This is a genomic window from Candidatus Koribacter versatilis Ellin345, from assembly GCF_000014005.1.
GTDB classification, from domain to species: Bacteria; Acidobacteriota; Terriglobia; order Terriglobales; family Acidobacteriaceae; genus Korobacter; species Korobacter versatilis_A.
In genome coordinates this window covers 2148958-2175437 of sequence record NC_008009.1, presented here as the reverse complement: position 1 = coordinate 2175437, position 26480 = coordinate 2148958, and the positions used below count along the sequence as shown (strand labels likewise).

The following is a 26480-nucleotide window of genomic DNA, read 5'->3' as shown; positions in this document are numbered from 1 at the left end:
CCGAGAATCCTAAAGTACCCGCCCATTAGTCGGGGTTGTTCAAAACCAGGATGGCGACATGGGCAGACGCAGTGCAGTCACCGATTTTCGGTGCAGGATTGCTGTTTCCTCCTGCCTGGTTGTATGGACCTTAACCAGCGCCGCTGCGGCGCAAAACGCTGCCCGCGGACCGTCAAACCCGCACGACACGATTTCGGTTGTGCAACTCCGCGTGCCTGACAAAGCACGCGACCAGTTTTCAAAAGCACTCAGCGAGTTCAGCAGAGGACACATTGAGGAAGCCCTGAAGCGAGCAGACGCCGCGCTCGCCATCGCCCCACGATTTCCCAACGCGCTCACCCTGCGCGGATACATCAAGTTAAAACAGCAGCAATACGAATCCGCCGACTTGGACTTCGTGCGCTCCATTGAAATCGACCCAACGTTTGTACTGACGTTCCTCTATCACGGCGCTGCGCTGAATCGCGTTGGAAAGTACGACGAGGCGCTCATCAATCTGAACCACTACAACGACATCAACGCCACCTCGTGGGAGACGCATTACGAGATGTCGAAGTCGTGGATGGGCAAGCACGACTACGAGCACACGCTAACTGCGATCAATCAGGCGTCCCTGCTGGGCGCCGACCGCGAGGTAGCTCCGGCCGTTCATTTCCTCCGCGGGCGGGCACTCGCCGGACTCCATCAGTACGCTGCCGCTCGAGTGGAGTTGGAAGCGTCCATCACGCCGCAAACCAGCGCGCCGATGATTGCGCTCGCGCGCGAAGTCTTAAGCAGCATTGATCAGGAGACGGCGGTGGCGTCGAAATAGAGGCGCACGCAAGGTCGGGTAGGACGCGGCCGGCCGGTCAGATCGCTGTGTCATTTCTTCGTAGCCCTTTAGCCGTACTTAGCCCGAAAAACCATCCCACAAACGTCGTCTGTCAAGACCCCGGATGGTGGGACATGCCCCTTAACTAGCTTACAATCAGCAGCATACAGACCACCCTCTGCGTGCCGAATAACCCCTTCCATTTGATATTCTGGAAATAGGTAGCAAGTTACAGTGGGCCTAGAGCCCACCTGCCGCAAGGCAAAGCAGTTCTTTGACAATTGAATATTAAAAGGCTTGGAATGAACGGTTTAGCCGAAGTCTACTCCCACTCAATCGTTCCCGGCGGTTTCGACGTGATGTCGTAAACCACGCGGTTGATTCCCTTCACCTCGTTGACGATGCGATTGCTCATCGCCTTCAGCACGTCGTACGGGAGCGGGACCCAATCGGCAGTCATGCCGTCTTCCGAGTGAACGCTGCGAATCGCGCAGGTGTACGCGTATGTTCGTTGGTCGCCCATCACGCCCACGGACATCACTGGAAGCAGCACCGCGAATGACTGCCAGATTTTGTTGTAGAGTCCGGCACGCTTGATCTCGCTGACCACGATGTGGTCCGCCTTCTGCAGAAGCGCAACCCGGTCGGCGGTGACTTCGCCGAGGATGCGAACCGCAAGTCCGGGACCAGGAAAGGGCTGGCGATTGAGCACGTCTTCCGGCATGCCGAGGTCGCGGCCAATGCGGCGCACTTCGTCTTTGAACAGATCGCGCAATGGCTCGATCAGCTTGAGCTTCATTTTCTCCGGCAAGCCGCCGACGTTGTGGTGGCTCTTGATAACCTGCGACGGGCCACGCACCGACTGTGACTCGATGACATCGGGATAGAGCGTGCCTTGCACGAGCCAGTCGACCTTGCCGCTTTCTTGTTCGATGCGGTGCGCTTCTTCTTCGAAGACCGCGATGAATTCGTTGCCGATGATCTTGCGCTTCTTCTCCGGCTCAGTGACGCCGGCGAGTTTACCGAGGAAACGATCGGTGGCATCCACGCCGACGATGTTGAGGCCAAGTTTGTCGCGCAGGTTGGTCTGCACGCTCTCGAACTCGTTCATGCGCAGCACGCCGTTGTTCACGAAGATGCAGGTGAGCTGCTTGCCGATGGCGCGATGGACGAGGGTTGCGGCGACCGAAGAATCAACGCCGCCGGAGAGGCCGCAAATCACGTGGCCATCGCCCACTTGTTTGCGGATGGACTCGACGGTTTCGTCGATGAAGCGCGCGGGCGTCCAGTTAGGCTTGATCTTGACGATCTCGAAGAGGAAGTTGCGAAGGATCTCAGTTCCCTGCCGGGTGTGGTGAACTTCCGGATGGAACTGGATCGCGTACCAGTTCTTTTCGAGATTATGCATTCCGGCGAGAGCGTTCGGAGACTGCGCAAAGAGCGTGAAGCCATCTGGAAGTTTGTCGGCCTCATCCCCGTGCGACATCCAGACCTGTAGCGGTCCGGTGAGGTGCGCGAAGAGCGGCGAGTCTTTGACGATCTCGACTTCGGCGTGGCCGTACTCGCGCTTCGCGCCCGGACGCACGTTGCCGCCGAGATTATGGGTCATCCAGTGCAGGCCGTAGCAGATGCCGAGCACTGGCAGGCCCTGGTGCAGCACCTGCGGATCGGCCGGCGGCGCATCGGCGTCGTAAACCGACGAAGGTCCGCCCGAGAGAATGATCGCGGCAGGATTGTATTTCTGGATTTCGTCGAGCTTAGCGGTGCACGGAAGGACAACCGAGAAGACGTTCTGTTCACGGATGCGGCGCGCAATCAGCTGGGTATATTGCGAACCGAAGTCGAGGATGACGATTGATTGGGTGTCCACTTTTGAGTTTCTCAGAGGTGACAAAGAGTGTAAAGCAGGAAGTTAGTTTCCGGGAGTTTCCGGAGGGACGGACGTAGGTTCTACGTCGAAAGGCTCGGGGTCGGCCCCGATTTGCGCTCCTTCAAACGTGGCTGCCTCGATCTCCGCATCCTGGGGCATCGTTTCCTGCGGCGCGGGCGGCTGGTAGAAGGGCTGCGGCGGCACCTCGGGCTCCGGATGAAGTTCCTGTTCAGCTATCTCGATGAAGCCCGCCCAGCGGGCTACGAACAGTGCATCGGCGACGGCGAAGTATACGAGAGAGAGAACGACGGTCGCGAGGAGTACAACGGACTTCGGGAGGATGCGGGCGAAGCCGAACGGCACGAAGATCACGCCGCTCATGAATACCAGCCAGACGAGACGGAAGCCTGCATGTGCGAGGTTCAAGCCGAAGAGGCTACCGGCGCGAGCCCGGGAGAACTGCCAGGCTTCGATCGTCGCTGAGGTGAAGGAGAGCGAATCGCGGATGGCGAAGATCGGCGCGAGAAACAATATCCAGTTGAAGAACGAAAGGACGATTGCTGCCACGCTGAACATGCACAGGAAGAGGACGAGGAATGCACCGGTATGCGTTTCAGAGCCGCGCACGGTGAGCCGAGCGGCAATCAGCGAGCTTAAGAAATAAGCAGCGAGGCCGATCCACAGCAGTGCAATGCGGACGAACTGAATGCCGAAGATCGCACCGAGGTTGGGAGCGGTCTCGCGTTCGGTCTCGTAATCTTCCGCTGCGCGCTCAACCAGCACGCGCGTGGTTACCGAGCGGGCGATGGTCGCGGTGATAATCCACAGTAACGACAGCGAGATGCTTACGATGGCAGTGAGGCGTGCGAACATCCACCATTTGCCGTGGAACATGTCGCGCAGGGCGTAGCTCATCAGTTCGGGATTGAGCGTGCCCAGCAGGAATTGGTTGGAGCGCGAAACGTCAACCGCGTGAAGGAACGAAAGCGTCGCCCAAAGCAGCAGTGCGGTTGCGATGCCGCCAAAGAGCCAGCGCCATCCGATCTCCGCGGCAAGCACCGCGGGCTCGCGACGCAGCGTGCGAAATCCACGGCCGAAAGCGGATGGGCGAGGCATTGGAGACAGGATACTAGAGGAGTTTGTGTTCACCCAGCCTCCCTTCGGGAAGGCTGGGGTACCAACATTGTGGTGCGATGATTTAAGCTAATTAGTTGTCATTTAAAACTGAGGGCCTTATATGAAGTTACTGGTAATTGGGGCTGGAATGATGGGCTCGGCTGCTGCGTACGACATGGCGCGACAGCCGCAGGTATCCGAGGTGACGCTGGCCGATTCCGATGCCAGGCGCGTCGCAGAGGCGGTAGAGCGCATCAACAACCTTACGGATAACAAGAAGGTGGAGGGCGCTTCTGTTGATGCTGCCGACCTGGAGAAGGTCGCGCAACTGATGAAGGGCCATGACGGCGTTTTGTCGGCGGTTCCCTACTTCTTCAATCTCGGGCTGGCTAAGACGGCGATCGAGAGCAAGTGTCATTTTGCCGATCTTGGTGGAAACAACGTTGTGGTTCGCCAGACGCTTGAGCTGGCACAGGAAGCGAAGAAGAACGGCGTTGGCCTTGCGCCGGATTGCGGGCTCTCGCCCGGCATGGCTTCCATCCTGGGTGGCGAATTGCTGCGTCGCGTTGGTGGCAGGGCCGATTCGTTGAAGGTTTACGTCGGCGGATTGCCGCAGAATCCGAAGGCCCCGTTTAACTATCAGCTCGTGTTTTCCGTGGAAGGCCTGATTAACGAATACTGCGAACCGGCGCGAATCCTGCGCGACGGTGAGCTCACCATGATCGATCCGCTGAGCGAAATCGAAGAGTTCAATATCGAGGGATGGCCGGCGCTGGAAGCGTTTCACACCTCGGGCGGCACCTCCACCATGCCGGAGACCTTCGGCAAGAACGTGGGCGAATGCTTCGAAAAGACGATCCGCTACAAGGGCCACTGCGCAATGATTCGCAGCCTTTATGACTTCGGGTTCTTCTCCAGCGAAAAGCGCAAGATCGGGCAGCACGAAATCACTCCGCGCCAAATGACTACGAGCCTCTTCCTGGAGAAGTTCGTGGACGATGCGTCGGAGGCCACGATCCTGCGCGTCGAGGCGCATCAAAACGGTGAGGTCGCTTCGTTCACCTTAATTGACAAGACCGATCCCGAGACGAAACTGACCTCGATGATGCGCACCACCGCGTGGCCCGCTTCGATCGTTCTGCAGATGATGGCAAGCGGCGAGATCACTAAGCGTGGCGACGTCCTGCAGGAACGCGATGTTCCCGCCGAAAAGTTCCTCGACGAGATGGCGCAGCGCGGCCTGCCGATCGCGTACGAAGTGGCAGTCGCACAACCTGAGGAATGCGAGGTCGGAGCGTAAGCAGTGGGATTCCTAAATCGATTACAACCGTTGGGATTGCTCGCGCTGCGAGTTGTGCTCGGCCTGATCATGGCGGTGCACGGCTGGCAAAAGATCCATGGAGGCATGAGTCACCACGTCGAGATGGTGGCTCATCTCGGAATGCCGGGATGGCTGGCGTATCTCTCGATAGCGGCTGAATTCCTCGGCGGCATCCTGCTGATCGTGGGCTTTGGCACGCGGATCGCCGCGCTGCTCGTGATGGTGGACATGCTGGTGGCGATGGTCAAAGTGCATATCCACAACGGCTTGGCTGGCCAGGGCGGATACCAAAATGTGCTCGCGTTTGCCGCGATGGCGTTCTGCCTGATCCTCACGGGCGCGGGTGCGATTTCAGTGGATTGGCTAATGGGCAACCGCGGTAAGTAAATTCGCGTTCTTCCAACAAGGGCGCACCTTCGAGTGCGCCTTTTAATTTGTGTAATGAATCTGCCGCCTCGCAGCTCTGTACGTATATGCGGGATGGTAAAAGCCCGCAGCGCAAGCATCATCAGCATAGCCGAGGAGGATTACACGAATGAGGAGTTCCCTGTTTGTCTCAGCACTAGCCGTTGCCACCGTGCTCACCCTTGCACCTCGCGGGCTGCACGCACAGGCCCCGTCAGACCCACAGATCGCAGGCGTGGTGCAGACCGCGAACAAGATCGACATCGACACGGCGCATATTGCGCTGCAGAAGTCGAAGGACGCGCAAGTGAAAGAGTTCGCCAACCAGATGATCGCCGACCATACCAGTCTCGAAAAGTCGGTTGCCGATCTCGCCAAGAAATTGAATGTCACACCGCAGGACAGCGACATCTCGAAGCAGTTGAAGCAAGGCGCGGCCGACGAGGCGAAGAAACTCAAGTCGCTTAGCGGAAAAGCTTTCGATCAGGAATATGTTTCGCACGAAGTTGCCTACCATCAGGCGGTCATCGATGCGGCGACGAAAACGCTGATCCCGAATGCGCAGAATGCGGAGCTGAAATCTGCTCTGCAAGGCGCCGCACCGCTTTTGCAGGGACATCTCGAGCACGCCCAGCACCTACAGCAATCGTTGCAGGGCGCACAGTAAATGTTCGCCCGACGCACTTGGCGGATTGGGTCGCCGCTCTTGTTTCTCTTCGTCTTGATTGCGGCGACCCTGCCGCTGTTTGGAGAAATCCCGGCACAGACCACCGTGACCATGCGGGAGATGCGATTTTCCCCGGCGAAACTCGAGATCAACACCGGCGAAACGGTTACGTGGATGAACGAAGACATTTTTTCCCACACCGTGACCGCCGATGATGGCAGCTTCGATTCAGGATTGATCGCACCCGGCTCCACTTGGCAGCATTCGTTCGCCAATGCAGGGTCGGTTGGGTATCACTGTCGTCCACATCCCAATATGGCGGCAACGGTGCTCGTTTCGATCGCTGCCGCGCAGGATCAAACAAGCGCATCTCTGAAATGGGCGCCGCCGACGGCGCCGCAACAGTTCCATCCGATCCTGGTGAATTTTACCGCAGCGTTGCTGCCGCTCGCATTCCTCAGCGATCTGTTGGGACGCATGTTTCGCCGCCCAACTTTGCATCAAGCAGGCTGGTGGATGACGCTCTACGCCGCCGTAATTACGCCACTCACCGCACTCGCAGGATGGTGGTGGAAGCGCAGTGCCGGAGCGGATCTTCCACCGCACCTGGTCATGGTTCATGCCTGGCTCGGTTCGTTCGCCGCGTTCGCGTTCATCGGTTTGGCAGCATGGCGATGGCGGGCTCAGAAACTCGGAGACCCCCCGAGCACGGCCTATCTCACGTGCGCTTTTGTACTGGTACTTGCCTTGGTGTACCAGGGATCTCTTGGCGGCAGGATGCTTTTCGGAAAATGATCATCCAATGCAGAAAACTGTAACGTTTGGGCCCGTCGCTCAATCAGTCATAGGGAGATCGAGATGACTGCTTCCCAAGTATTGGACAAAACTCGGCTGTCGGAATGGTCCGACCAGGAGATCATTGAGCGGGTTCTGGCCGGCGATTCCCCGGCCTATGAACTGCTGATGCGTCGCTACAATCAGCGACTATACCGGCTGATCCGCTCAGTGCTCCGCGACGACGCCGAGGCGGAAGACGTAATGCAGGAGGCATACCTCAGGGCCTTTCGCAATCTGAGTCAGTACGAAGGTCGAAGCACGTTTTCCACCTGGATCGGACACATCGCCGTGAATGAAGCCTTGGCGCGCCTCTCCAAAGCCAGCCGCTTGGAATACAAGGACCTCAACGATCCCGCGGCTACCCCTGACATCGCCGACGTGGCTCCGACTCCCGAAGCACAGAGCGCTTCTGGCGAAACTCAGCGCCTGCTCGAGCGCGCCATTATGACGCTGCCGCTGCGCTATCGCAGCGTGCTCATGATGCACGATGTGGAAGACATGACGACCGCCGATACCGCCGCCATGCTCGAACTTACCGAAGCGACGGTGCGCGTCCGGCTGCATCGCGCTCGCGCGCTGGTCCGCAGAAAACTCTTCGCACTGGTTGGAGCCACGAGCACATCAGCATTCCAGATCCAGGCCCCGCGCTGCGACCGGGTCGTCGCCAACGTTCTGCGACGCATCGCTGAGTGAGCACTTCGCACTCTTGAAGGCAAAGAGATGGCGCGACCTCAGAGGCCGCGCCATTTTCACGCTCGAACGAAGAGCTAGTACTTGCTCATCTCCAGCATCGCTGCGAAGAGGTCATCTGACTGCGGAAGGATGACGTCTTCCAATGCAGGCTGATAGGCAACGAACGTATCTTTTGCGGCGACACGCTTGACGGGCGCGTCGAGTTCGTCGAAGAGTTCGTCGGCGATGCGGGCCGCGATCTCCGCGCCGTAGCCCCAGCTCAGCGTATCTTCGTGCGCAACGATCACGCGGTTTGTCTTGTGGATTGATTCCGCGATCGCTTCGAAGTCGTACGGATTGAGCGTTCGCAGATCGATGAGTTCCACACTGACACCGTTTTCGCGCTCGATCTTCTGCGCCGCCTGCAACGCGCGCGGAACGACCGCACCATAGGTCACGACGGTGATGTCGTGTCCGGCTTTGACGATCTTCGCCTTGCCGAACGGGACCATGTAATCCGGTCCCGGATAAGGCGAGCGGCCAAACGTTTCGCGATAGAGCCGCTTGTGCTCGAGGAAGAGCACAGGATCATCGCAACGAATGGCAGTGCGCAGCAGGCCGTTGGCGTCAAGCGCGTTGGATGGGAAGATCACGCGCATGCCTGGCGTGTGCGTGAAGATGCTCTCGCCGCACTGCGAGTGATAGATCGCGCCTCCGGTGAGATAACCGCCGATGGCCACACGTATTACAGCCGGCGATGAGAACGCGCCATTCGAGCGCCAGCGGACAACCGGGAGCTCGTTGCGAAGCTGGTGCATTGCGGGCCAGATGTAATCGAAGAACTGGATCTCGACCACAGGCTTCAATCCGCGAACGGCCATGCCTGTCGCGCGGCCAACGATGTTGGCTTCCGCAAGCGGTGAATTGAAGACGCGGTCGGCGCCATACTCCATCTGCAAGCCGGAAGTTAGCTTGAAGACGCCGCCCTTCCCTTTCACCTGCTTCTGCTTCAAATATTCTTCGCGACTGCAATCGGCAACGTCTTCGCCGAAGATCACGATGCGCGGGTCGCGCTTCATCTCGTCCTTCAGGCAGGCATTGATGAGGTCGGCCATGGTCTTGGCGGGCGCGACCGCAGTTTCGCCCTCGACGTGGACCGGGAACTGAGGGCGCGTTTCAAACGCCGCCGATGCCGGGTCGAGCGTGGACGAGTACAGATGCTGAGAGTAGCTGTCGAGTGCGGGAATGGGCGCTTCGACGGCGCGATCGGATGAGTCCTGGACCTCGGTGTCGACGTCCGTCTGCAGGTCTTTTAATTCCTTGTCGGTCGCCAGGCTTTCGGCGACGAGCCACTTGTAGAACTTGGTGATCGGGTCGCGATTGGCTTCGTCTTTGCGCTCGGCTTCCGGGCGATAGAGTTTTTCGTCGTCTGACAGAGAGTGCGAGTACGGACGAATTACGTGGCCGTGAACGAACGCGGGGCCTTTGCCGGCGCGGATGTAGTCGATAGCACGCTTGAACGCCCGATAACTCTCGAGAACCTCGGTGCCGTCGCATTCTTCAAAGTGGAAGTTCGGGAAGCCGGAGACGACCTTGCTGATGTTGCCGCCCGGAGTATTCACTTCGACGGGCGTTGAGATGGCGTAGCCGTTGTCTTCTACGACGAAGAGCACCGGCAGCTTGTTGTTCGAGGCCGAACTCAGGGCTTCCCAGAACTCGCCCTGGCTGGTGGTTCCATCGCCACAGGAGACGTAGCTGACTTCGTCGCCATGGAAGACGACGTCTTTGAATTCGCGGTAATCGCCTTCGGCCTTCGCAGCGGAATCCGGGTGCGCATTGAACAATCGCCCGGCTTCAGCGCAGCCGACCGCATGCAGAATTTGCGATCCGGTCGGCGAAGATCCAGTGACGATGTTCAGGCCTTTGTGTCCCCAGTGCGAAGGCATCTGGCGTCCGCCGGAGTTGGGATCGGCAGCTGCGCCGACGGCGCCGAGCAACATCTCTTCGGCAGTCATACCGAGCGCGAGGCAGAGCGCGCGATCGCGGTAGTAGGGGAAGAACCAGTCATAGCCCGGTTTGAGAAGGAGGCCCGCGGCGACAAGCATCGCCTCGTGGCCGGCGCCGGAGATCTGGAAGAACACCCGCTGCTGGCGCTTGAGCAGGATCTCGCGGTCGTCAATGCGGCGCGAGAGGTACATGAGCCGATAGGCGCGAAGCAGGTCCTCGCGGGTCAGCCCTTCGTAAGTCTTGTTCACGGCTTTCGTGCTCGCAGTCGCCGGCTTCGGCTCAGCCTTCGTCGTTGCCATTCAATTCCTCGGTAAGAGCGATCGAACAGGGGCGACCTGAGCATGCAAGCCATTCGGTCCTGCTGCTGTTAACCCCACAGGTGTTCTCCCTATTTTAGCGTACAGAAATGCCACTCCGATTAGATGTTTTCCTAGGCTCCATGATGCTGTGCAAAAGCAAGTTCCCGGTTGCGATGCTCTTCGAAGCCAGGCGGCGCCGGCTCGCGGTGCTCGCGGAAATACTCGACCAGCTTGGCGAGATAGGCACGAAGCGGGGTGTACGTCATCCCGAGTTCCTGCTTGCTGTGCGCGTTGTCGAGACTCGACATCCAAGGACCGCTGAAGGGCGAACATGCCGGCAGCAGGCGCGCGGAATCGAGCAACGGGCGCGGGAAGGCGGCGATCTGGGGCTTGGAATGTGCGATCTCGGCTGTGAGATCGAGGAACTCGCGGAGGGAAAGCGTTTCGTCCTGGCCGATGTTGTAGGCGCGACCGATGGTTTCGCGATTCGCCAAACAGAGTTCGATGGCGCGAACAACGTCCTGGCCGTAAACGTGTCGAACCGGAAGGCCGGGCTCGTCGGGAATGAGCAGCGGGCTGCCATCCCACATGCGAAGGAGGTAGTTCTGCAGGCGATGGTAGTGGTCGCGCTCGCTGTTGACCATCGGCAGGCGGAGCGAGACATATGGGAAAGCGTGCTTCGCGTGGACCTCGGCGAGGATGTCTTCGGCCTCTCGCTTCTCGATGCCGTAGACCCAGTTGTCGTGATCTTGATGATGGTCTTTCGGCGGCTCCGGCATGAGCGGGCCGTCGTAGTCGGTTTCGCGGAATGGACGCTGCGGGCCGGTGCGGACGAGATAGACCTGTCCTGTTGATATGAAAATGTATTGGCAGACGTGGCCTTCGAAGATTTCAGTGGCGATCGCGGCGTCGCGGCCGTTGTAAAGCGTGGTGTCGATGACGGCGTCGAAGTCGCGGCCTCCGAAACTGCGCTCGCAATCGGCCCGCTGGGCGCGGTCGCCGTTCAGGACTTCGACTTCGCGAGGGAGGTCGTAAAGAGTTCGGCCGCGATGGAAGATGGTGACCTGGTGGCCCGCGGTGACGAGGGCAGAGATGATGGAGGGCCCGAGGTTGCGAGTGCCGCCGATGATGAGGACGCGCATGAGTTCCCTTTCGTGACAGGACAGTATCGATGGAGCGCGGGCGGTATCGCAACCACTCTCCCTTCGAGAAGGGCTGGGCACCCACATCATCGACGGTTTTATACTTAAAGAGAATGATTCATACGAACCGCTCTATTCCTGTTGCCCAGATCAAGCTTGTGCTCTGGGACCTTGACGGCACGTTGGTAAATTCTGAACTCGACCTTGCACATGCCATTAACGCCATGCTGCGGCAGTTTCATCGGCAGGAGCTGCCGGTGGAGACCATCGGGACCTATATCGGCGATGGTGCGCCGATGCTGGTGCGTCGGGCGCTTGGCGATCCCAACGACGAGGGCTTCGTAAAAGAGGCGCTCGAATATTTCCTGCTTTATTACCGCGAACACAAGCTGGACAACACCTATGTGTACGACGGAATCATTCCTGCGCTGCACGCGATCGGGATCAACGGACGCAAGCAGGCGGTGTTAACGAATAAACCGGTGCGGCCATCACGCGACATTGTCGCCGGCCTTGGACTGAGCGAATTCTTTGCACAGGTGTATGGCGGCAACAGCTTCGATACCAAGAAGCCCGATCCACTCGGTGCCAAGGCACTGATGCACGAATTTGGCTGTACGCCAGAAGAGACGGTGATGGTCGGAGATTCGCAGATTGATAGCCTGACCGCGCACAACGCGGGGATGTGGAGCGTCGGCGTCACCTACGGATTCGCACCGGAAGGCTTTAAGCATGCCCCGCCGGATGTTCTTGTGGATACGCCCGCGGAGTTGGCGCAGGTGCTGGGGGGCTAGCTGGCCGCCGCGACATTTGTAAGTTTGGGCGGGACGTGGCCGGCGTTGAGAATCGGTCCTTCGACAAACTTCCAAGAGAGTGACGCGAACGCAACGGTTGCCGCGAGGGCGATCGCGCTCTCGACGACCAGTCCTTTGTGACCGTGAAGAGCCAGCTTTTCCACGAGCACGATCATCGTGGCATGAACGAGATACATCATGTAGCTGATTCTCCCCAGATAGGTAAGGAGGCCCGATGTGAGCAGCCGAAAAACCATGCCTTCGCGAATGCTCAACGAATACACCAGGACGGACGTGAACATGACTAACGCGAGACTGTAGCCGACTCCGTTAAAGAGAACCGAGTTGGCGCCGGTGCGAAAACTTGGGATCCTGGCCAACGCGAGAATTGCGAGGGGGACGATGAGGGTCATAACTCCCGCCATCCGTTGATAGGACATTACTTTGCTCCTGTCCTCATCCCACACCATTCCGACGAAACTTCCTGCCATCAAAAGGTCCATTCGGAAAAACGTCATGTGGTAGATGACAGAAAACGAAACGTAAGGAGTGGCCAAGGCGCGAATGATCGGCAACGCGAAGACGCCGACAAGGCAGATCCGCTTCAGGTTCTTGCGGGAAGTTAGGAGCACAACGAACGGCCACACCAAGTAGAACTGCTCTTCGACTGCAAGGGACCACAGAGGAGCGAGGGCGCGGCCACCACCAACACCAAGCATTTCGGCCACGTTTGCCGCGAAGAAAGCGTAGTAGAACCAGATGTGCTTCCATGCAACTGGAATGACGATGGTGCTGAACACGATAAACAAGAGGTAGGGGGGCAAAATTCGTCGGGCGCGACGAGCGTAAAACGGGCCGAAGAAGCCTTTTCCCTTCTCCTTCAAACCTAGGAGAATACGCGTGATGAGGAAACCGCTCATCACGAAGAAGAGGTCGACCCCCATCCACAGCAATGGCGCCTTGAATGCGTGATGGACAAATACGGCGAGAAAAGCGAATGCCCGCAGCCCGTCTAATTGAGTAATTCTGTTGTTCATTCTGTGTGTTAGGAGCAGGACACGCCGTCATTAAGTGGGCGAGAATGCTCGGCGTAATCTGACGTTTCGCCAGATCCTTCTAATACATATAAAGTAAACGGAACTGCTAATCTGCGCAATCAGTGCTTTCGCTGAGGGCCGGCTGCCGCGCGAATCCTCTCCGAAGTTCCCGCTATAATAAAGAGATACCCAGACGCCGAAATTCGTATCTGTGCGGGTTCCGGATCATTTTGCTCACCGTCTGGGCGACGGAATCATGGATCTCAAGGTAAGCTCCCCGTATAAACCTCAGGGCGACCAAGCCCGTGCGATTGAACAACTGACCGGCGGGATTCGCGACGGCGAAAAGCACCAGGTGCTGCTCGGCGTAACCGGCTCCGGTAAGACCTTCACGATGGCGAAGATCATCGAGCAGCTGAACCGCCCGGCGCTCATCCTGGCGCACAACAAGACGCTGGCGGCGCAGCTTTATCACGAGTTCAAGAACTTCTTCCCGAACAATGCTGTCGAGTACTTCGTCTCGTATTACGACTACTACCAGCCGGAGGCCTACATCCCTGCTGGCGACGTTTATATCGAGAAAGAAGCGACGGTTAACGACGAGCTAGACAAGCTACGGCTCGCAGCGACCCGGTCCTTGTTCGAGCGGCGCGACGTGATCATCGTGGCGAGCGTGAGCTGCATCTACGGCCTTGGTTCGCCGGAAGCGTACTACGGCATGTTGCTCTTCCTCGAGAAGGGCCAGCGCATCAAGCGCGACGACATCCTGAAGAAGCTGGTCGAGATCCTTTATGAGCGCACCAACGAAGATTTCCGGCGCGGAACCTTTCGAGTGCGCGGCGACGTAATCGAGATCTTTCCGACTTACGAAGACACCGCCTATCGCATTGAGATGTTCGGGGACGAAGTCGAGTCGCTCTCGCAGATTGATCCGCTGTTCGGCACGGTAAAACAGAAGTACCAGCGGCTGCCGATTTATCCGAAAACGCACTACGTGATGAAGCCGGAGCGCAAGAATTCGGCGGTTACCACGATTCTTGAAGAACTCGGCTGGTGGGAGAACGAACTGCAGAAGCAGGGACGCCTGGTGGAATCGCAACGCATTCACCAGCGCACGCGCTTCGATCTCGAAATGATCAAGGAGATGGGCTACTGCCACGGCATCGAGAACTACTCGCGGCACTTTACCGGCCGACTACCAGGCGAGCCGCCGCCGACGTTGCTCGACTACATGCCGCGGGAGTTCTTGCTCTTCATTGACGAGTCACACCAGACCGTCCCGCAGCTACATGGCATGTGGCACGGCGACCGTTCACGCAAAGAGAACCTGATCGAGTACGGCTTCCGGCTGCCGAGCGCGTTGGACAATCGTCCGCTGACGTTTGAAGAGTTTGAGAACCGCGTGAACCAGGCGGTGTACGTTTCGGCGACGCCGGGACCGTATGAGCTGACGAAAGCCGCAGGCGTGGTCGTGGAGCAGATTATTCGCCCGACGGGATTGATCGACCCGGAAGTCGAAGTCCGTCCGGTAAAAGGACAGATTGACGACCTGCTGCACGAGATCCGGAAGCGCGCGGAAAAGAGAGAACGCGTGCTGGTGACGACTCTGACCAAGCGCATGGCCGAGGACCTCAGCGAGTACTACACCGAGGTCGGCGTGCGCTGCCGCTACATGCACTCCGAGATTGAAACGCTGGAGCGCATCAAGATCCTGCGTGATCTTCGCAAGGGTGAGTTCGATGTATTGATCGGCATCAATCTGTTGCGCGAAGGGCTCGACTTACCTGAGGTTTCGCTGGTGGCGATTCTGGACGCCGACAAAGAAGGCTTCCTGCGCTCGCAGGGCTCGCTCATCCAGACCATGGGCCGTTGCGCCCGTAATCTCGAAGGGCGCGCGATCCTTTATGCGGACCGCATGACTGACTCGATGAAGAAGGCGATGGACGAGACCTATCGTCGCCGCGCGATTCAGGAGGCTTACAACGTGGAGCACGGCATCACGCCGGAGTCGATCGTTCGCCCAGTAGATATGGCCCTGGCTGCGATCGTGGGCGCGGACTACGTGGATCTCACCGCGCAGCCGGATGAGATACCGGAGTTCAAATCGCAGGAGCAGTTGGATAAGTTCGTGGAGAAACTCGAGGGCGAGATGCGCGAAGCGGCCAAGCGATTTGAGTTCGAGAAGGCGGCGAAGCTGCGCGATCAGATCAAGGAACTACGGACCAAAGAGTTCATGTTCACTTAGGATCGCTTGCTCCGGGGCGGAGATTTCTTCCGCTCCTCTGCAATCTCTTTTTCCAAACGACGATGCTTTTCGAGAAGTTCGCTCAGTTCTTTCTTCTTCCTTGCGATATCGCGCAGAACTTCTCTCTTCAGCATGAGCGCTAGAAGGTGCTCCAGCCAGCAGCATTGGAGCGAACATACGCGAGCGGTTCGCGCTGCGAGTCGCGTTTTGCGAAGGTAAGTTCGGTTTCGAGGGACGAGAAGCGCGCAAGAATTTCGTTCATACGCAGCGACATGGTCCGGATCGTCGCAAGCTGGTCGCGGACTTCTTCCGAGAAATTTCCCGGTTCCAGCAGCAGCAGCTCCGCATTGCCCAATACCGAAGTGAGCGCATTGTTCAGGCTGTGGCGCATATCGAGCATGTAGCGGCCCAGCATGGCTTGTCCGGCGAGTTCGGCAGATGACTGCTCAGCTTTCTCGGCGCGCTCCGTGGCTTCGAGGCGACGCAAACATTCGGAACTTAGCAGGATCAGCAAGTCCACCCAGCCTTCATGCTGGCGAAGCACCATGATGCGAGCGCTCTTACTATTCGCGCTCATCGCATCAACAGCGTCGCCGGCGACTACGATGACGGGCTGTGTGAGTGTGGCCAGTAAGGTCATGAGTGCCGAAAACCGTTGTCGCGCGACTGGCCCCACGATGATGAGGTCGCACGATTGTCCCGCGTTGGCGTGGAACACCTCGCTGTTCATCACCGTAAACGCCGGGACGGTGCGCTCGGAGTGCCAGCGACTCATCAGCGTCTGCGCGAACTCCCCCTGGTCGGAGACCACCAGGACGGTCGGCTGTTTCATCGCATTTCCTCATTCCAGGCGAATTGCGCTTCGTGCATCAACTCCAGCATCCGCTGACCAGTGGCGGCCAGAAAAACGATGAGGTCCAGATCGCGCGCGTCGCGGGCCTCGGCAATGCGCTCCTGCATTCGACCGGCTTCGGCGTGCGCGATGGTCAGCGCGACCCGGAGGTCGGCAGTGAAACCGTCCTGAAAGTCGTCAAACGCTTCTTGCAGAATCAATCGCGCGGCCACGGAGCGCCGGATCGCGGTGACGGGATCGTCTTCTTCGACCGAAAACGCCTTCACTTCCCAGGAAGCGAGACGAATTGCAGAGTTGTCGAGCCGCACCGAAAGAGGCTTAGCCGCCCCCTCCTGCGCTTTCACAATCTGCGCATGAATTCTGCCGATAACGTCGGGAATCTTGTAACGCGCCGGCGTGCCGGCGATCGGGTCGGCATCCACCGTAAGTTCGGGGTACGCGCGCTCTACCGTATTTTCGGGATCGGCTTCGTGCTCGAACACCGAGAGTGCCCGGTTGAGTTCTTCGTCGGTCACGTTGTCGGAGAGGTCCACTTCCAACTGGATCCCGAGCGATACCGCTTCGCTGTCCTGCTCCGCAGATTCTTTGGCTTTGCGGCGCCCTTCCTTCGCTTGTTCCTCTTCGTGCTTGCGCTTGATCTCGGCGAGGGCTCCATCGGTGCACGCGCGCAATTCTTTGATGGAACGGAAGACGTGCCCGGCGGAGTAGTCGGTGCGAAAAATGCTGCGCCACTCCTGACAGATTCGTTGCACGCTGCTCAGCGCCTCACGTTCGGAGAGCCCAGCACGCGTTCCATCAATGGATTTCACACCATGCTTCTGGAGGCGCACCAGGTTGACGCGAATCATCTCCAAGTCGGCGCGCATGGTGTAGAAGAACGCGCGCCGCAGGATGATGTTGTAACGGGTAAACGCGATCAGAGCAGGCGGTTCAAAGAATCTGTTCCCAACGACGGTCTTAACGTCGCGGCCACGCTCGAGGATCTTGAACTCGTCGAGATCGGCCATGCAATGGCACTTGGCGACATCTTCGGCGAGGTCCTCGAGCGGCTTTAACCAATACGGTGTCACCGGACTCCAGTGTCCGAGCACGGGTTCAAGCACGCGGCCAACCTCGGCGATCGTTAACTCGCCGGGGCTCAGGTCGTCCGGAACGCAGTGAGCAAAATATTGCACCAGCAGGAAGTCGAGCTTATCGCGATCGAATTCGGTTTTGTGCGGACGGTCGAGGTGGCGCAGAATGAGTGCCCGCATGTTTGCTTCCGTACCGATGGGATCGCGTTGCAACACCTGCCGCAGGAAAGTGACGGGGCAGTGGTTGTCCATCAGGTTCAGCCAATTGCGTATGCGTCCGCGAGACCCAAAGTCTGGGCGATCGATCGGACACTCGAGGTCGGGGCACGGTGGCACGCCGACATCGAAATGCGCAATCACGTTGGAGTAGATCGCATACAGCCGTCGGGCTGTGCGCCACTCCGACGTCGCAGTCCGTGGTTCGGACTGTGGGCTTGCTGAGGTCATCCCTTCACGATCCAGTTCGCGACTTCGCCTTTAAACCGCGCGGCGACGGCGGTTGTATTGCCATCGAAGTAATGAATTGCCACTACACTGACGTCTTCGCTGAGACTTCCGTCGGCATTCTCAAGGCGAAGCGTGTCGGCAAACTCCAGCGGCAGGTGCGATGCGAAGATCACTTCGCGCGCAGTACCAAACTCGATGGTAGTGCGTTCAGAGAAGGGCTTACCCGAAATTGTCTTACCAGTGAGGCGAACGGGAATGCGAACGGGGGTCGCGTCGGGAAAGAATTGGGACAGTCGTTGCACGAAAGAATTTGCTTCTGTTGCGGGTCCAGGTCCGGTTGCCACGTATACCTCCTGGCTACGGCACGGTGGAAACGTCCGTGCGTAGCGCTGCGAGGCTCTTACTATGCAAGCACCGCACCAAACCAACTGGCAGACATGGCCGCTGTAAACCACTGAAAATTATGGAGGCGCTAAGCTCTCTGCACGGTCAGACGCCCCGGAATTGGTGCAGTTGTCTCAAGCTGAGACGAAGTGTCTCACGTTATTCGCCGGAAGCAGCTGCCCTCGCCGTGCGTGAGATATCGATGTTGTAGCGCTTGATTTTGCGGTACAGCGTCGCACGACTAATCCCGAGCATTTTGAGAGCGAGCCCCTTGTCTCCGCCCACTTGATCGAAGACCCGCTGGATTGTTGTGCGTTCTATGTCCTCGAGATCGGTGGAGTCGTAGCCTTCGGAGACGGCTGGCGCATTTTTCTTCGGCGCCATGGCCTGCAATGAGGGCGGGAGATCGTCAACATCGATCACTTCCCCATTGCCGAGCGCGACGGCGCGTTCGATACAGTTCTCCAGCTCGCGGACGTTGCCCGGCCAGTCGTATTGCATCAGGCTCTTCATCGCCTGAGAGGTCACTTCGACACCCTCGCGGCCAGCAGAGGGGCGATCGATGAAATGCTGGATGAGCGAAGGAATATCGGATTTCCGCTCACGCAATGACGGTAGATAAACCGTGACTACGTTCAGGCGGAAGTAAAGGTCCTTGCGGAACGTCCCGGTCTTGTAGCCGGCCTCAAGATCACGGTTGGTCGCGGCAATCACGCGTACATCTACCTTAACGGATTGATTGCTGCCCACCGGTCGGACCTGCTTGTCCTGAAGGACGCGGAGCAACTTGGCCTGCAAGTCCAGCGGAAGTTCACCGATTTCGTCGAGGAAGATGGTGCCGCCGTTCGCTGCCTGGAACAGACCTTCTTTCGGCTTGATCGCGCCGGTGAACGCGCCTTTCTCGTGGCCGAAGAGTTCGCTCTCAATCAGGGTGGGAACCAGCGACCCGCAATCCACCGCGACGAACGGACGCTTCGCAAAGCCGCCGCGGAAGTGCATGGCGCGGGCGACGAGTTCTTTTCCTGTACCGCTCTCGCCGCAGATCAACACCGGGGTCCGCGTGTCTTTCAAGCGACCGACCATGCGCAGCACATCCTGGATCTTTGCTGAAGATCCCACGATGCCGTGCAATTCCATCTCGGTGTTCACACGTTCGCGCAGGAAGTGGTTTTCGGCCACGAGACGGACTTTCTCCGCCATTCTCTGCAGAATGATCTTGAGTTCTTCCACGCGGAACGGCTTGGTGATGTAGTCGTAAGCGCCGAGTTTCATCGATTGCACTGCGGTTTCGATCGAGCCATAGCCGGTCATGATGGCGACTTCGGTGCGCGGCAGAAGCTTCTTCACACTGGCGAGGAAATCGATGCCACTCAACTCACCCATGCGTAAGTCGGCAAGAATGATGTCGGGCGATTGCGTTTCGAGCGCCGCCAGTGCGGCTTCGGCGCTCTCGGCTTCGCTGCAGATAAAGCCGAGGGTGTTGCCGATGGCGATGCAAAGCTTGCGAATGCTCTGCTGGTCATCCACGATCAGAAAACGTATGCGATAGTCATCCGTCATAACGTCTCCTGTTGCGGTTTGCCGATAGTGTTCTCGACTGTGGCAATGAGGTCCTGCACGCGGAACGGCTTCTCTACACAAGGAGCGCCGGTTTCTTTCAACACCGCGACCGTCTCTTCATTCACGATGTCGCCGGTGATGAAAACGATGCGATTGGCAAGTTCCGGACGGTGCTCGCGGATCCAGTGATAGACGCCGCCACCATCCACATTGCCCGGCGTGCGCATGTCGGAAATGATCCCCTGGAACTGCTGCCCCTTCAGCAACTCGAGCGCCTGCATGCCGGAGTTCGCGCCGACGACGGTGTAGCCACCGCGTTCCAGAGCGCGCCGCACGAACGACATCACCGCAGGTTCGTCTTCAATCACGAGCAATGGAGCAATCATGCGCGCACCTCATCCTTCTCGGGCGTCAGCAAATAGATTGGCAGGCGTATGAAGAAGGTCGCGCCCTGACCCTCCGGATGATTCACGCAAGTGATCTCGCCGCCATGTTCGCGAACGATGCCGTAGCAGATACTGAGCCCCAGGCCGGTCCCCTTGCCTACACCCTTGGTCGTAAAGAATGGGTCGAAGATGCGGTCGGGCATGCTGATTCCTGGGCCGTTATCGCTGATCTGCACTTCGACAACGCCGTTCACCGCTCCCGTGGAAATTCGCACTGCGGGCGGACGTGCGACCTCGCGAACCGCATCGTACGCGTTGTTCACTACGTTGAGAAACACCTGCTGCAATTGCTGGGGATCGCCCAGGACTGGCGGCAAATTGGGATCGAGATCTTCTTCTACGCGTACGCCGTGGTTTACAAAGTCGTATTGGCGCAGTTGCAACGTGCGCGCGAGGACGGCATTGAGATCTACCGGTTCTCGATGCGGCACTGACTGCCGTGCAAAGCTCAGCAGGTTTTGAACGATCTGCTTCGTACGCTGCGCTTCTTGAAGAATAATTCCGAGATCGCGACGTGCATCTGGCGGGATATCCGGTGAGGATGTCAGCAAGTCCGCATAGCCCATGATCGCAGTAAGCGGATTGTTGACCTCATGAGCTACGCCAGAAACAAGCTGGCCAACGGCGGCCATTTTTTCGGAGTGGATCAGCTTGGCCTGCAGCATTGAAGCGTCGGTGATGTCGGTCATGAGGGCGATGATGCTGGTGACGTTGCCACTTTCATCGCGCATCGGGCTGAGAGTCACGTTGTAGCGCACCACGCGATCGTCCGCACATTGCAGGGGAAGATCGAGGCTTTCGACTTGCTCGCCGTTGCTGGTCGCTTCAATCGCGCGGGCAAACAATTCCTGGCTTTCAGCGGAGACCAGCAACGACAGCGGCTTTCCGACCAGGCCTTCCGGATCATATCCGCAGGCGTCGGAGCTGCGATCGTTGGCGTAGGTAATCAGCCCGGCGGTGTCGGCAACGATAATTACGCTCTGCGTGTTGTTGAGGATTTTGAGGTTGAAATCGCGCTGGCGCTGAGCGTCGGTCTGCACTGATTTCAATTCCGTGATGTCGAGGATCAGGCCTCGATATTGGAAGACTCGCCCGCTGGCGTCCCGCACGGCATAACAATTCTGCAGCGTATGGATGATCTTGCCGTCTTTGCGCACCAGAGGGGACTCGAAGCTTTTCATCGCGCCGTGCTCTTCCAGCAAAGTGCTGAACCGCTCCCGATGTGCCGGCGTGATGTGCAGTTGGTGGGTAATGTCCACCTGCAACAAATCCTCACGACTGTCATAGCCAAGCATCTTGACCAATGCATCGTTGACTTCAACGAAACGGCCTTCTGGAGTGGAGAAGAAGAGCCCTTCGTGAATGTTGTCGAAGAGTTCGCGATAGCGACGCTCGGCTTCCTGACGATCGCTAATGTCTTTCAGGATGTGAACGACTTGGCCCTCGGTGCTGCCAGAGATCATTGAAGTGGAGACCAGATATGAGCGCTGCAGCGCCTGGTTCTCGTACTCACTGAGCCCTTCCCTTTCGAGGGCACAGAACGGACAGGGCGAATCGTCGGTACTACAGAGAGGTACGAGAGCGCGAACATCCATGCCAGTGAGTTGCGACGCTTGGACCCCAACGAGTTCCGACACGGCGCGGTTCATCCGCACGATGCGGTTGTGATCGTCGTGAACGATCATGAGGTCGCCAATGGCATCGAAGATCTGGCTCCAGCTCTTGCTGGAGTTGGCAATCTGACCAAATAGCCTTGAGTTTTGGAACGCTACGGAAGCATGCGCGACCACCGCATGCAGAAGGTGCGCTTCGACATCATCGAGCCCGCGTCCGCGGTTCGCGAGACACAACATGCCGATTAGATCGCCTGTACCCGACGCCAAAGGCGCAATCGCAACGTCTGTCCAACCCAGTGCATTGCCGAGGTTGTCACCAAGCAGCTCCGCGGCGCTGCCGTGAATGGCGACGCGACCATGCGCGCTCACGACGTCAGCCAAACCGTGGGCCAAGCGATGGGCGAGCACATGGTCTTCGCCTTGACGTTCCGGATGCAGTACGATGGCGTCGAAGCCATTGGGCGAAACGATGACTGCCGCCGCTGCCGGTGCGCCAAGCATCTGGGACGCCTTGAGCGTGAATGCTCGCGCGAGCTCACCAACTTCCAACGTGGAATTCAGCGCGAGCGCAAGCCCGACAAGATCTTCCGCGCGGCGGCGATGTTGTTCGAGCCGCTCAAAGTTCTCGGAAGCCTCGATCACGACCGAAGCCTCAGCTGCCAACGCTTTCAAACGGCCTCCGTCAGAGTCGCTGATCGGCCGCCCGTCTTTACGATCGAGGACCGCCAGCACCCCCAGCGCTCGTCCTCCGGCGGTGCGCAACGGCGCAGTCAGGATTTGGCGAAGCTGGTGACGCTGAACCCAACCGCGGTCTGCAAGTGGATCGGCAGAAACATCATTGCTGGCGAACGCTTCGTCCTTTTGTAGGATCTGGTGTATGAGCGGAGAGGTCAGAGGATGGTTCTCAGATTGTGAACTTCCACTGTCGGCAGTCCACCGCAAATATGGCTGTCCGCCATCGAGGAGGATGACCCATGCCCGCTCGTATTCGAGAAACTCCGCAGTTCGCAAAACGAATTGATCGAGGAAGCGATCAACCGTCGCTCCGCGCGCCAGGCTGGAGGAAATGTCCAGCAGCCGCTGAAGGTCTTGAGAGTGGACCTCGGCGGTCTCCTGAAGCTCAGCATTGCTCAGGGCGGTGGAACCGAAGGTCGCCAATCCCGCCAGCAATACCTCGTCCTGCGCCGAGAACGTTTTGGATCCACCGGAAACGATCATCACGCCTCGCCCGCCGTGCGTTCGGAGCGGCGCAGCCATGATCTGTCCGCGTAATAAAGGTTCGTTGTCCGGCGCTTTTCCGAAAAGCGGATCGAGAGCCACAACCGCGCGGGAAGCGAGTTCCGAGAGAAATCCGCTGACGTGCACCGGCTCCGGAACGATCAAGCCCGAACTGATGGAATCGAGCGAAAAACCTTCAAGATGCGACCACAGGACTAAAGCTGTCTCGGCCTGCAACAGTCGCCGGGTGCGATCGGCGATGGACTGCTTCACTGCGGTCGTGCCCAGCCGGACATTGAAACTCTCAGCTGCTTCGATCAGAGTCTCGTTACGACGCCGCTCGTCCACCAATGCCAGCGCTAGCCGCGCGTTCGAAATCACCGCCCCTAAATGCGCACCGAGCACCAGAACCGCAGAAGCCGTATCGTGCTCAAATTCCCGATCCCGGTCGTGCTGGGTCAGGATGAGAACGCCCGTGGCACGCGACATTGCCATCAGCGGCACCGCCAGGATTGCTCCTGGCGACGCCGGGTCGCGTTCCACTTGATTTACAAAGGCTGCCCTTCCCGTCTCCAGCGCCTGTCGCGCCAAAGAAGGCTGGTCCAGCGAGAGCTTCATTCCCGGAAAAGTCGCCGACTGGAGCCCATCCGCCGCGAAGCCGGTCAGTTCCCGCCCTTCGGCCAGCAGCCAGCAATAAGCGCCAGAGGCGGCGAACATCTGCCGCACCGCACGGCAAAACCGCGTGACCAGTGCGACCAGGTCTTCTGCGGGATCTACCGTCGCAGGAAATTGCAGCAGAAGTTCATGCAGGGCTTCTTGAGCGCCTCGAAAGGTGCCGGATATCTCGCTGGTCTTGGTACCAGCCGCCATAGGGTCGTCCCGTCTCAAACAGGGGGAGGAGAGTAGATGCTTACGTCACTGCACGATAGGCTGCCGTCTCATTTTGAGTCAAGGCAAATAGCACCAGACCCGAGGCACTAAGACGCTTTATGTCTCACCCTGAGACAAACTCCTTACTCTCATAACCCGGTGAGACTCATAAACTTGCAAACGGGATTTGCCGATTACCTTGGTGTTTGCATATCTAGTGACGTAAGTGGTTCCACTTCATAGATTTATTGCGAAGCTGGGAATACAGTACTGCTGACGTCAAAGCTGGCACTTGTGTTGCAAAGACCATAGGAGGCAGCGGTGTGCCTCGATGAAGGAAAGGGCCATGGGTTTTGAACGCAATCATAAGATTCCCCGCCGTGCGACGTTCGCTCGCGCGCTGGGAATCCTGCTCGTCGTGGTGACGCTCTTCGCGGCTTTGGCCGCAGCGCAAGCGTCTGCCACGTCGCGCAAGGTCAGGAACAAGGTCGTCCCGACGTATCCCGAACTCGCCCGCAAAATCAATCTCGTCGCAACCGTAAAGGTGCAAATCGTAATTGGCCCTAACGGCAATGTGACGGAAGCAAAGGCGGTTGGCGGCCATCCGCTGCTTATCGGTCCTTCAATCGATGCAGCGAAGCAATGGCGGTACGAACCGGCTGGTGAGTCGACCACCACGATTATTGAGTTTCATTTCGGACCCGGTGCAAATTGACCGTTTTCTTAGCGGAGACCGGTGTTAGGCAGCACGGGGAGGCAACAGGATTCCATGACCGGACGTAACACAATTCGAAAACGCCTGATGATTTCGTTCGGCGCGATCATCGCGTTGGTGGTGGTGCTGTTTATCGCGAGTTTCCTCTCGGTGATGCGCGAACGTAGCGCCAAGGCCGCCGCCCAGACTGCGATCGACATGCAGAGCGCAATCGAGAAGCTCCGCATGCAGATGATGGAGAACCGCGTCGCCCTCGCCGGCTATGTGCTGACCGGCGGACCGGCTCCCCTTGCCAAGTTCAATTCCGGGGTGGAGGAGTTCGATCATCTCCTTTCCGACGCTCGTTCCAAAGCTTATTCCGAAGGCCAGCGTACTGCGCTCAAAGAGCTCGAAGACCGTAATCGCAACTGGAAAGAAAAGTTCGCGCTGCCGCTGATTCAAGTCGGCAAGTCGGTAGAGATGGGCAATGCCACGGCCACCGATGTTCAGTTGAAGTACATCACCGTCAGCAATGAGTGGGCGGGCCAACCGCAGCCGGATGAAGCCCTTGATAACGCTGAACGTGACAACGCGCAGGAACTGACGCAGCGTCGCGAACGGGACAGTACCTCTTCCCTCGTCACACTGGTCGCCTCAGCCTTCGTAGCTTTGATTGCGGTCCTCGCTGGGTTGTTCATCGCCCGCCGTACCGCCAAAAGCATTGTGGATCCAATCGACGCCCTCAACAAGATGGCAGGCGAAATTGGCGAATCGGGCGACCTTGAACACACCGTTGAAATCGAACGCGATGACGAGGTCGGTGATCTCGCCAAGACGTTCAACTCCATGGTCACTTACCTCACCGAGATGGCCTCGACCTCCGAAGCCATCGCCGGTGGTGATCTCACCGTGGATGTGCGCCCGCGTTCTTCCCGTGACACCCTGGGCAATGCATTCCTCGGTATGACCGAAGGACTCCGCATGCTCGTGGGCCGCGTACGCGACAGCGCTGCGCAAGTCGCTGCCGGTTCCAACCAGGTCGCCGATGCCTCCGACGAATCCGCAAAGATCAGCGTGCAAGCGTCGTCGGCGATCGACGAAGTCACCAGCACCATGCACGAGATGAGTGTCAACGTGCAGAACATGGTGAAGAACACGCAGATGCAGGCCTCGAATGTCAGCGAGACCTCGGCGTCCATCGACCAGATGGTCGCCAGCATTCAGCGCGTGGCCGACACCGCCAAGGTTCTCCTCGACATTTCCAACAAGTCACGCGAGGAAGTGCATAGCGGCATCACCACGATGACCAAGGCGACCGACGGTCTCGGCCGTATCAACACGGCGATCCAGTCGTCGTCCGATATCATTGACGCCCTCGGCCAGCGCGCTGATGACATTGGCAAGATCATCGAGGTCATTGACGATCTCGCGGAGCAAACCAACCTGCTCGCGTTGAACGCTGCGATCGAAGCGGCGCGCGCCGGCGAACACGGCCTCGGATTCGCGGTCGTTGCCGATGAAGTTCGCAAGCTCGCTGAAAAATCAGCGCAGAGCACGAAGGAAATTTCCGACCTTATCCAGAGCATTCAGAAGGAAGCGCGCAAGGCCGTCGAAAACATGGAGAAGAGCACCACCATCGTGAACGAAGGCCTGATGCTCGGCAACGAACTCAGCGTCGCGCTGAAGAAGATCAGCACGGTCGTGACCGAGGTTTACAAGTTCGCGCAGGAGATCGGCGCTGCCACCAACGAGCAGTCGCACGGTTCGTCGCAAATCGCGCGCGCCACTACGCGGCTCAACGAAATTACGCACGAGATCAATTCCGCCGTCGAAGAACAGGCGGGCGGTGCACAGCAGGTCGTTCGCGCCATGGAGCGCATGCGCGAGTTGATCCAGCAGAGCACGTCGGGTTCAACGGAGTTGGCAGCATCGGCAGAGCAGATGTCGAAGATGTCGCGCCAACTGCTCGATGCTATGGATCGCTTCATCATTGACACCATCAGCGGCGTAGGCCGCAATGGCAATCGCGGCCAGGAAAGTAATGCGGACCGGATCTCGGCCACACGCTACGCCGCGACAGCGCGCTCTTAGGTTGA

21 protein-coding genes are annotated in these 26480 nt (G+C 58.5%); 10 read left to right on the top strand and 11 right to left on the bottom strand.

Annotated features, from left to right (window positions below; genetic code table 11):
- Nucleotides 1–58: 58 nt before the first annotated feature.
- A complete protein-coding gene (locus tag ACID345_RS09190; protein WP_011522597.1) occupies nucleotides 59–811 on the top strand; it encodes a tetratricopeptide repeat protein in 753 nt (250 codons plus the stop codon).
- 322 nt (nucleotides 812–1133) lie between these two features.
- Here ACID345_RS09190 and guaA read toward each other — a convergent pair whose 3' ends face one another.
- Both guaA and ACID345_RS09180 read right to left on the bottom strand, forming a co-directional pair.
- Nucleotides 1134–2681 (bottom strand): glutamine-hydrolyzing GMP synthase, encoded by a 1548-nt coding sequence (gene guaA, locus ACID345_RS09185; RefSeq protein WP_011522596.1) that lies wholly within the window; start codon nucleotides 2679–2681, stop codon nucleotides 1134–1136.
- 42 nt (nucleotides 2682–2723) lie between these two features.
- On the bottom strand, nucleotides 2724–3797 hold the full coding sequence (locus ACID345_RS09180; protein ID WP_041855566.1) for a hypothetical protein: 1074 nt from the start codon (nucleotides 3795–3797) through the stop codon (nucleotides 2724–2726).
- Between the two features lie 121 nt (nucleotides 3798–3918).
- Here ACID345_RS09180 and ACID345_RS09175 point away from each other — a divergent pair, with 121 nt between their 5' ends.
- The 5 genes from ACID345_RS09175 to ACID345_RS09155 all read left to right on the top strand — a co-directional run bounded on the left by ACID345_RS09175 (nucleotide 3919) and on the right by ACID345_RS09155 (nucleotide 7720).
- Nucleotides 3919–5097: a saccharopine dehydrogenase family protein gene (locus ACID345_RS09175; protein ID WP_011522594.1), complete on the top strand. Its 1179-nt coding sequence runs from the start codon at nucleotides 3919–3921 to the stop codon at nucleotides 5095–5097.
- A 3-nt stretch (nucleotides 5098–5100) separates the two neighbouring features.
- Nucleotides 5101–5505: a DoxX family protein gene (locus tag ACID345_RS09170; RefSeq protein WP_011522593.1), complete on the top strand. Its 405-nt coding sequence runs from the start codon at nucleotides 5101–5103 to the stop codon at nucleotides 5503–5505.
- A gap of 148 nt (nucleotides 5506–5653) precedes the next feature.
- Nucleotides 5654–6190, top strand: coding sequence for a DUF4142 domain-containing protein (locus tag ACID345_RS09165; protein WP_011522592.1), 537 nt, complete (start codon nucleotides 5654–5656; stop codon nucleotides 6188–6190).
- A complete protein-coding gene (locus ACID345_RS25340; RefSeq protein WP_011522591.1) occupies nucleotides 6191–6985 on the top strand; it encodes a DUF2231 domain-containing protein in 795 nt (264 codons plus the stop codon).
- A 63-nt stretch (nucleotides 6986–7048) separates the two neighbouring features.
- Complete coding sequence (locus ACID345_RS09155; RefSeq protein WP_011522590.1) at nucleotides 7049–7720, top strand: RNA polymerase sigma factor; 672 nt, start codon at nucleotides 7049–7051, stop codon at nucleotides 7718–7720.
- 74 nt (nucleotides 7721–7794) lie between these two features.
- Here the strand turns inward: ACID345_RS09155 and ACID345_RS09150 are convergent, their stop codons facing one another.
- Both ACID345_RS09150 and ACID345_RS09145 read right to left on the bottom strand, forming a co-directional pair.
- The gene (locus ACID345_RS09150; RefSeq protein WP_011522589.1) at nucleotides 7795–10005 is read right to left on the bottom strand and encodes an alpha-ketoacid dehydrogenase subunit alpha/beta; all 2211 of its coding nucleotides are present in this window, start codon (nucleotides 10003–10005) and stop codon (nucleotides 7795–7797) included.
- A 131-nt stretch (nucleotides 10006–10136) separates the two neighbouring features.
- Nucleotides 10137–11147 carry an SDR family oxidoreductase gene (locus ACID345_RS09145; RefSeq protein WP_011522588.1) on the bottom strand — a complete coding sequence of 337 codons (1011 nt, stop codon included), beginning with the start codon at nucleotides 11145–11147 and terminating at the stop codon, nucleotides 10137–10139.
- 113 nt (nucleotides 11148–11260) lie between these two features.
- Here ACID345_RS09145 and ACID345_RS09140 point away from each other — a divergent pair, with 113 nt between their 5' ends.
- The gene (locus tag ACID345_RS09140; protein WP_011522587.1) at nucleotides 11261–11941 is read left to right on the top strand and encodes an HAD family hydrolase; all 681 of its coding nucleotides are present in this window, start codon (nucleotides 11261–11263) and stop codon (nucleotides 11939–11941) included.
- Here the strand turns inward: ACID345_RS09140 and ACID345_RS09135 are convergent.
- Nucleotides 11938–12978: an acyltransferase family protein gene (locus ACID345_RS09135; protein WP_011522586.1), complete on the bottom strand. Its 1041-nt coding sequence runs from the start codon at nucleotides 12976–12978 to the stop codon at nucleotides 11938–11940. The genes ACID345_RS09140 and ACID345_RS09135 overlap by 4 nt on opposite strands.
- Nucleotides 12979–13234: 256 nt before the next feature.
- Between ACID345_RS09135 and uvrB the strand changes: the two genes are divergently transcribed.
- The gene (uvrB, locus tag ACID345_RS09130) at nucleotides 13235–15223 is read left to right on the top strand and encodes an excinuclease ABC subunit UvrB (RefSeq protein ID WP_011522585.1); all 1989 of its coding nucleotides are present in this window, start codon (nucleotides 13235–13237) and stop codon (nucleotides 15221–15223) included.
- A 139-nt stretch (nucleotides 15224–15362) separates the two neighbouring features.
- Here uvrB and ACID345_RS09125 read toward each other — a convergent pair whose 3' ends face one another.
- The 6 genes from ACID345_RS09125 to ACID345_RS09100 form a co-directional block, all read right to left on the bottom strand.
- A complete protein-coding gene (locus ACID345_RS09125) occupies nucleotides 15363–16055 on the bottom strand; it encodes a histidine kinase dimerization/phospho-acceptor domain-containing protein (RefSeq protein WP_011522584.1) in 693 nt (230 codons plus the stop codon).
- Complete coding sequence (locus tag ACID345_RS09120; RefSeq protein WP_011522583.1) at nucleotides 16052–17596, bottom strand: hypothetical protein; 1545 nt, start codon at nucleotides 17594–17596, stop codon at nucleotides 16052–16054. The genes ACID345_RS09125 and ACID345_RS09120 overlap by 4 nt, the downstream gene beginning before the upstream one ends.
- Nucleotides 17593–17898 (bottom strand): hypothetical protein, encoded by a 306-nt coding sequence (locus tag ACID345_RS09115; protein WP_148210061.1) that lies wholly within the window; start codon nucleotides 17896–17898, stop codon nucleotides 17593–17595. Before ACID345_RS09115 ends, ACID345_RS09120 begins: the two co-directional genes overlap by 4 nt.
- A 241-nt stretch (nucleotides 17899–18139) precedes the next feature.
- Nucleotides 18140–19540 (bottom strand): sigma-54-dependent transcriptional regulator, encoded by a 1401-nt coding sequence (locus ACID345_RS09110; protein ID WP_011522581.1) that lies wholly within the window; start codon nucleotides 19538–19540, stop codon nucleotides 18140–18142.
- Nucleotides 19537–19926 (bottom strand): response regulator, encoded by a 390-nt coding sequence (locus tag ACID345_RS09105; protein WP_011522580.1) that lies wholly within the window; start codon nucleotides 19924–19926, stop codon nucleotides 19537–19539. Before ACID345_RS09105 ends, ACID345_RS09110 begins: the two co-directional genes overlap by 4 nt.
- Nucleotides 19923–23690: a PAS domain S-box protein gene (locus ACID345_RS09100; RefSeq protein ID WP_011522579.1), complete on the bottom strand. Its 3768-nt coding sequence runs from the start codon at nucleotides 23688–23690 to the stop codon at nucleotides 19923–19925. Before ACID345_RS09100 ends, ACID345_RS09105 begins: the two co-directional genes overlap by 4 nt.
- 346 nt (nucleotides 23691–24036) lie before the next feature.
- Between ACID345_RS09100 and ACID345_RS09095 the strand changes: the two genes are divergently transcribed.
- Entirely contained in the window at nucleotides 24037–24405 is a 369-nt protein-coding gene (locus ACID345_RS09095) for an energy transducer TonB (protein WP_011522578.1), read from the top strand.
- 54 nt (nucleotides 24406–24459) lie between these two features.
- Nucleotides 24460–26475 carry a methyl-accepting chemotaxis protein gene (locus ACID345_RS09090; RefSeq protein WP_011522577.1) on the top strand — a complete coding sequence of 672 codons (2016 nt, stop codon included), beginning with the start codon at nucleotides 24460–24462 and terminating at the stop codon, nucleotides 26473–26475.
- Nucleotides 26476–26480 lie beyond the last annotated feature (5 nt).

Excerpts from the sequence above, each read along its gene's own strand:
- ACID345_RS09145 (WP_011522588.1), bottom strand. The coding sequence starts at position 11,147 with ATGCGCGTCCTCATCATCGGCGGCACTCGCAACCTCGGGCCCTCCATC.
- ACID345_RS09150 (WP_011522589.1), bottom strand. The coding sequence starts at position 10,005 with ATGGCAACGACGAAGGCTGAGCCGAAGCCGGCGACTGCGAGCACGAAA.
- ACID345_RS09135 (WP_011522586.1), bottom strand. The coding sequence starts at position 12,978 with ATGAACAACAGAATTACTCAATTAGACGGGCTGCGGGCATTCGCTTTT.
- ACID345_RS09190 (WP_011522597.1), top strand. The coding sequence starts at position 59 with ATGGGCAGACGCAGTGCAGTCACCGATTTTCGGTGCAGGATTGCTGTT.
- ACID345_RS25340 (WP_011522591.1), top strand. The coding sequence starts at position 6,191 with ATGTTCGCCCGACGCACTTGGCGGATTGGGTCGCCGCTCTTGTTTCTC.
- ACID345_RS09180 (WP_041855566.1), bottom strand. The coding sequence starts at position 3,797 with ATGCCTCGCCCATCCGCTTTCGGCCGTGGATTTCGCACGCTGCGTCGC.
- ACID345_RS09120 (WP_011522583.1), bottom strand. The coding sequence starts at position 17,596 with ATGACCTCAGCAAGCCCACAGTCCGAACCACGGACTGCGACGTCGGAG.
- ACID345_RS09100 (WP_011522579.1), bottom strand. The coding sequence starts at position 23,690 with ATGGCGGCTGGTACCAAGACCAGCGAGATATCCGGCACCTTTCGAGGC.
- ACID345_RS09095 (WP_011522578.1), top strand. The coding sequence starts at position 24,037 with ATGGGTTTTGAACGCAATCATAAGATTCCCCGCCGTGCGACGTTCGCT.
- ACID345_RS09105 (WP_011522580.1), bottom strand. The coding sequence starts at position 19,926 with ATGATTGCTCCATTGCTCGTGATTGAAGACGAACCTGCGGTGATGTCG.
- ACID345_RS09125 (WP_011522584.1), bottom strand. The coding sequence starts at position 16,055 with ATGAAACAGCCGACCGTCCTGGTGGTCTCCGACCAGGGGGAGTTCGCG.
- ACID345_RS09090 (WP_011522577.1), top strand. The coding sequence starts at position 24,460 with ATGACCGGACGTAACACAATTCGAAAACGCCTGATGATTTCGTTCGGC.
- ACID345_RS09175 (WP_011522594.1), top strand. The coding sequence starts at position 3,919 with ATGAAGTTACTGGTAATTGGGGCTGGAATGATGGGCTCGGCTGCTGCG.
- ACID345_RS09110 (WP_011522581.1), bottom strand. The coding sequence starts at position 19,540 with ATGACGGATGACTATCGCATACGTTTTCTGATCGTGGATGACCAGCAG.
- uvrB (WP_011522585.1), top strand. The coding sequence starts at position 13,235 with ATGGATCTCAAGGTAAGCTCCCCGTATAAACCTCAGGGCGACCAAGCC.
- ACID345_RS09140 (WP_011522587.1), top strand. The coding sequence starts at position 11,261 with ATGATTCATACGAACCGCTCTATTCCTGTTGCCCAGATCAAGCTTGTG.
- ACID345_RS09155 (WP_011522590.1), top strand. The coding sequence starts at position 7,049 with ATGACTGCTTCCCAAGTATTGGACAAAACTCGGCTGTCGGAATGGTCC.
- ACID345_RS09165 (WP_011522592.1), top strand. The coding sequence starts at position 5,654 with ATGAGGAGTTCCCTGTTTGTCTCAGCACTAGCCGTTGCCACCGTGCTC.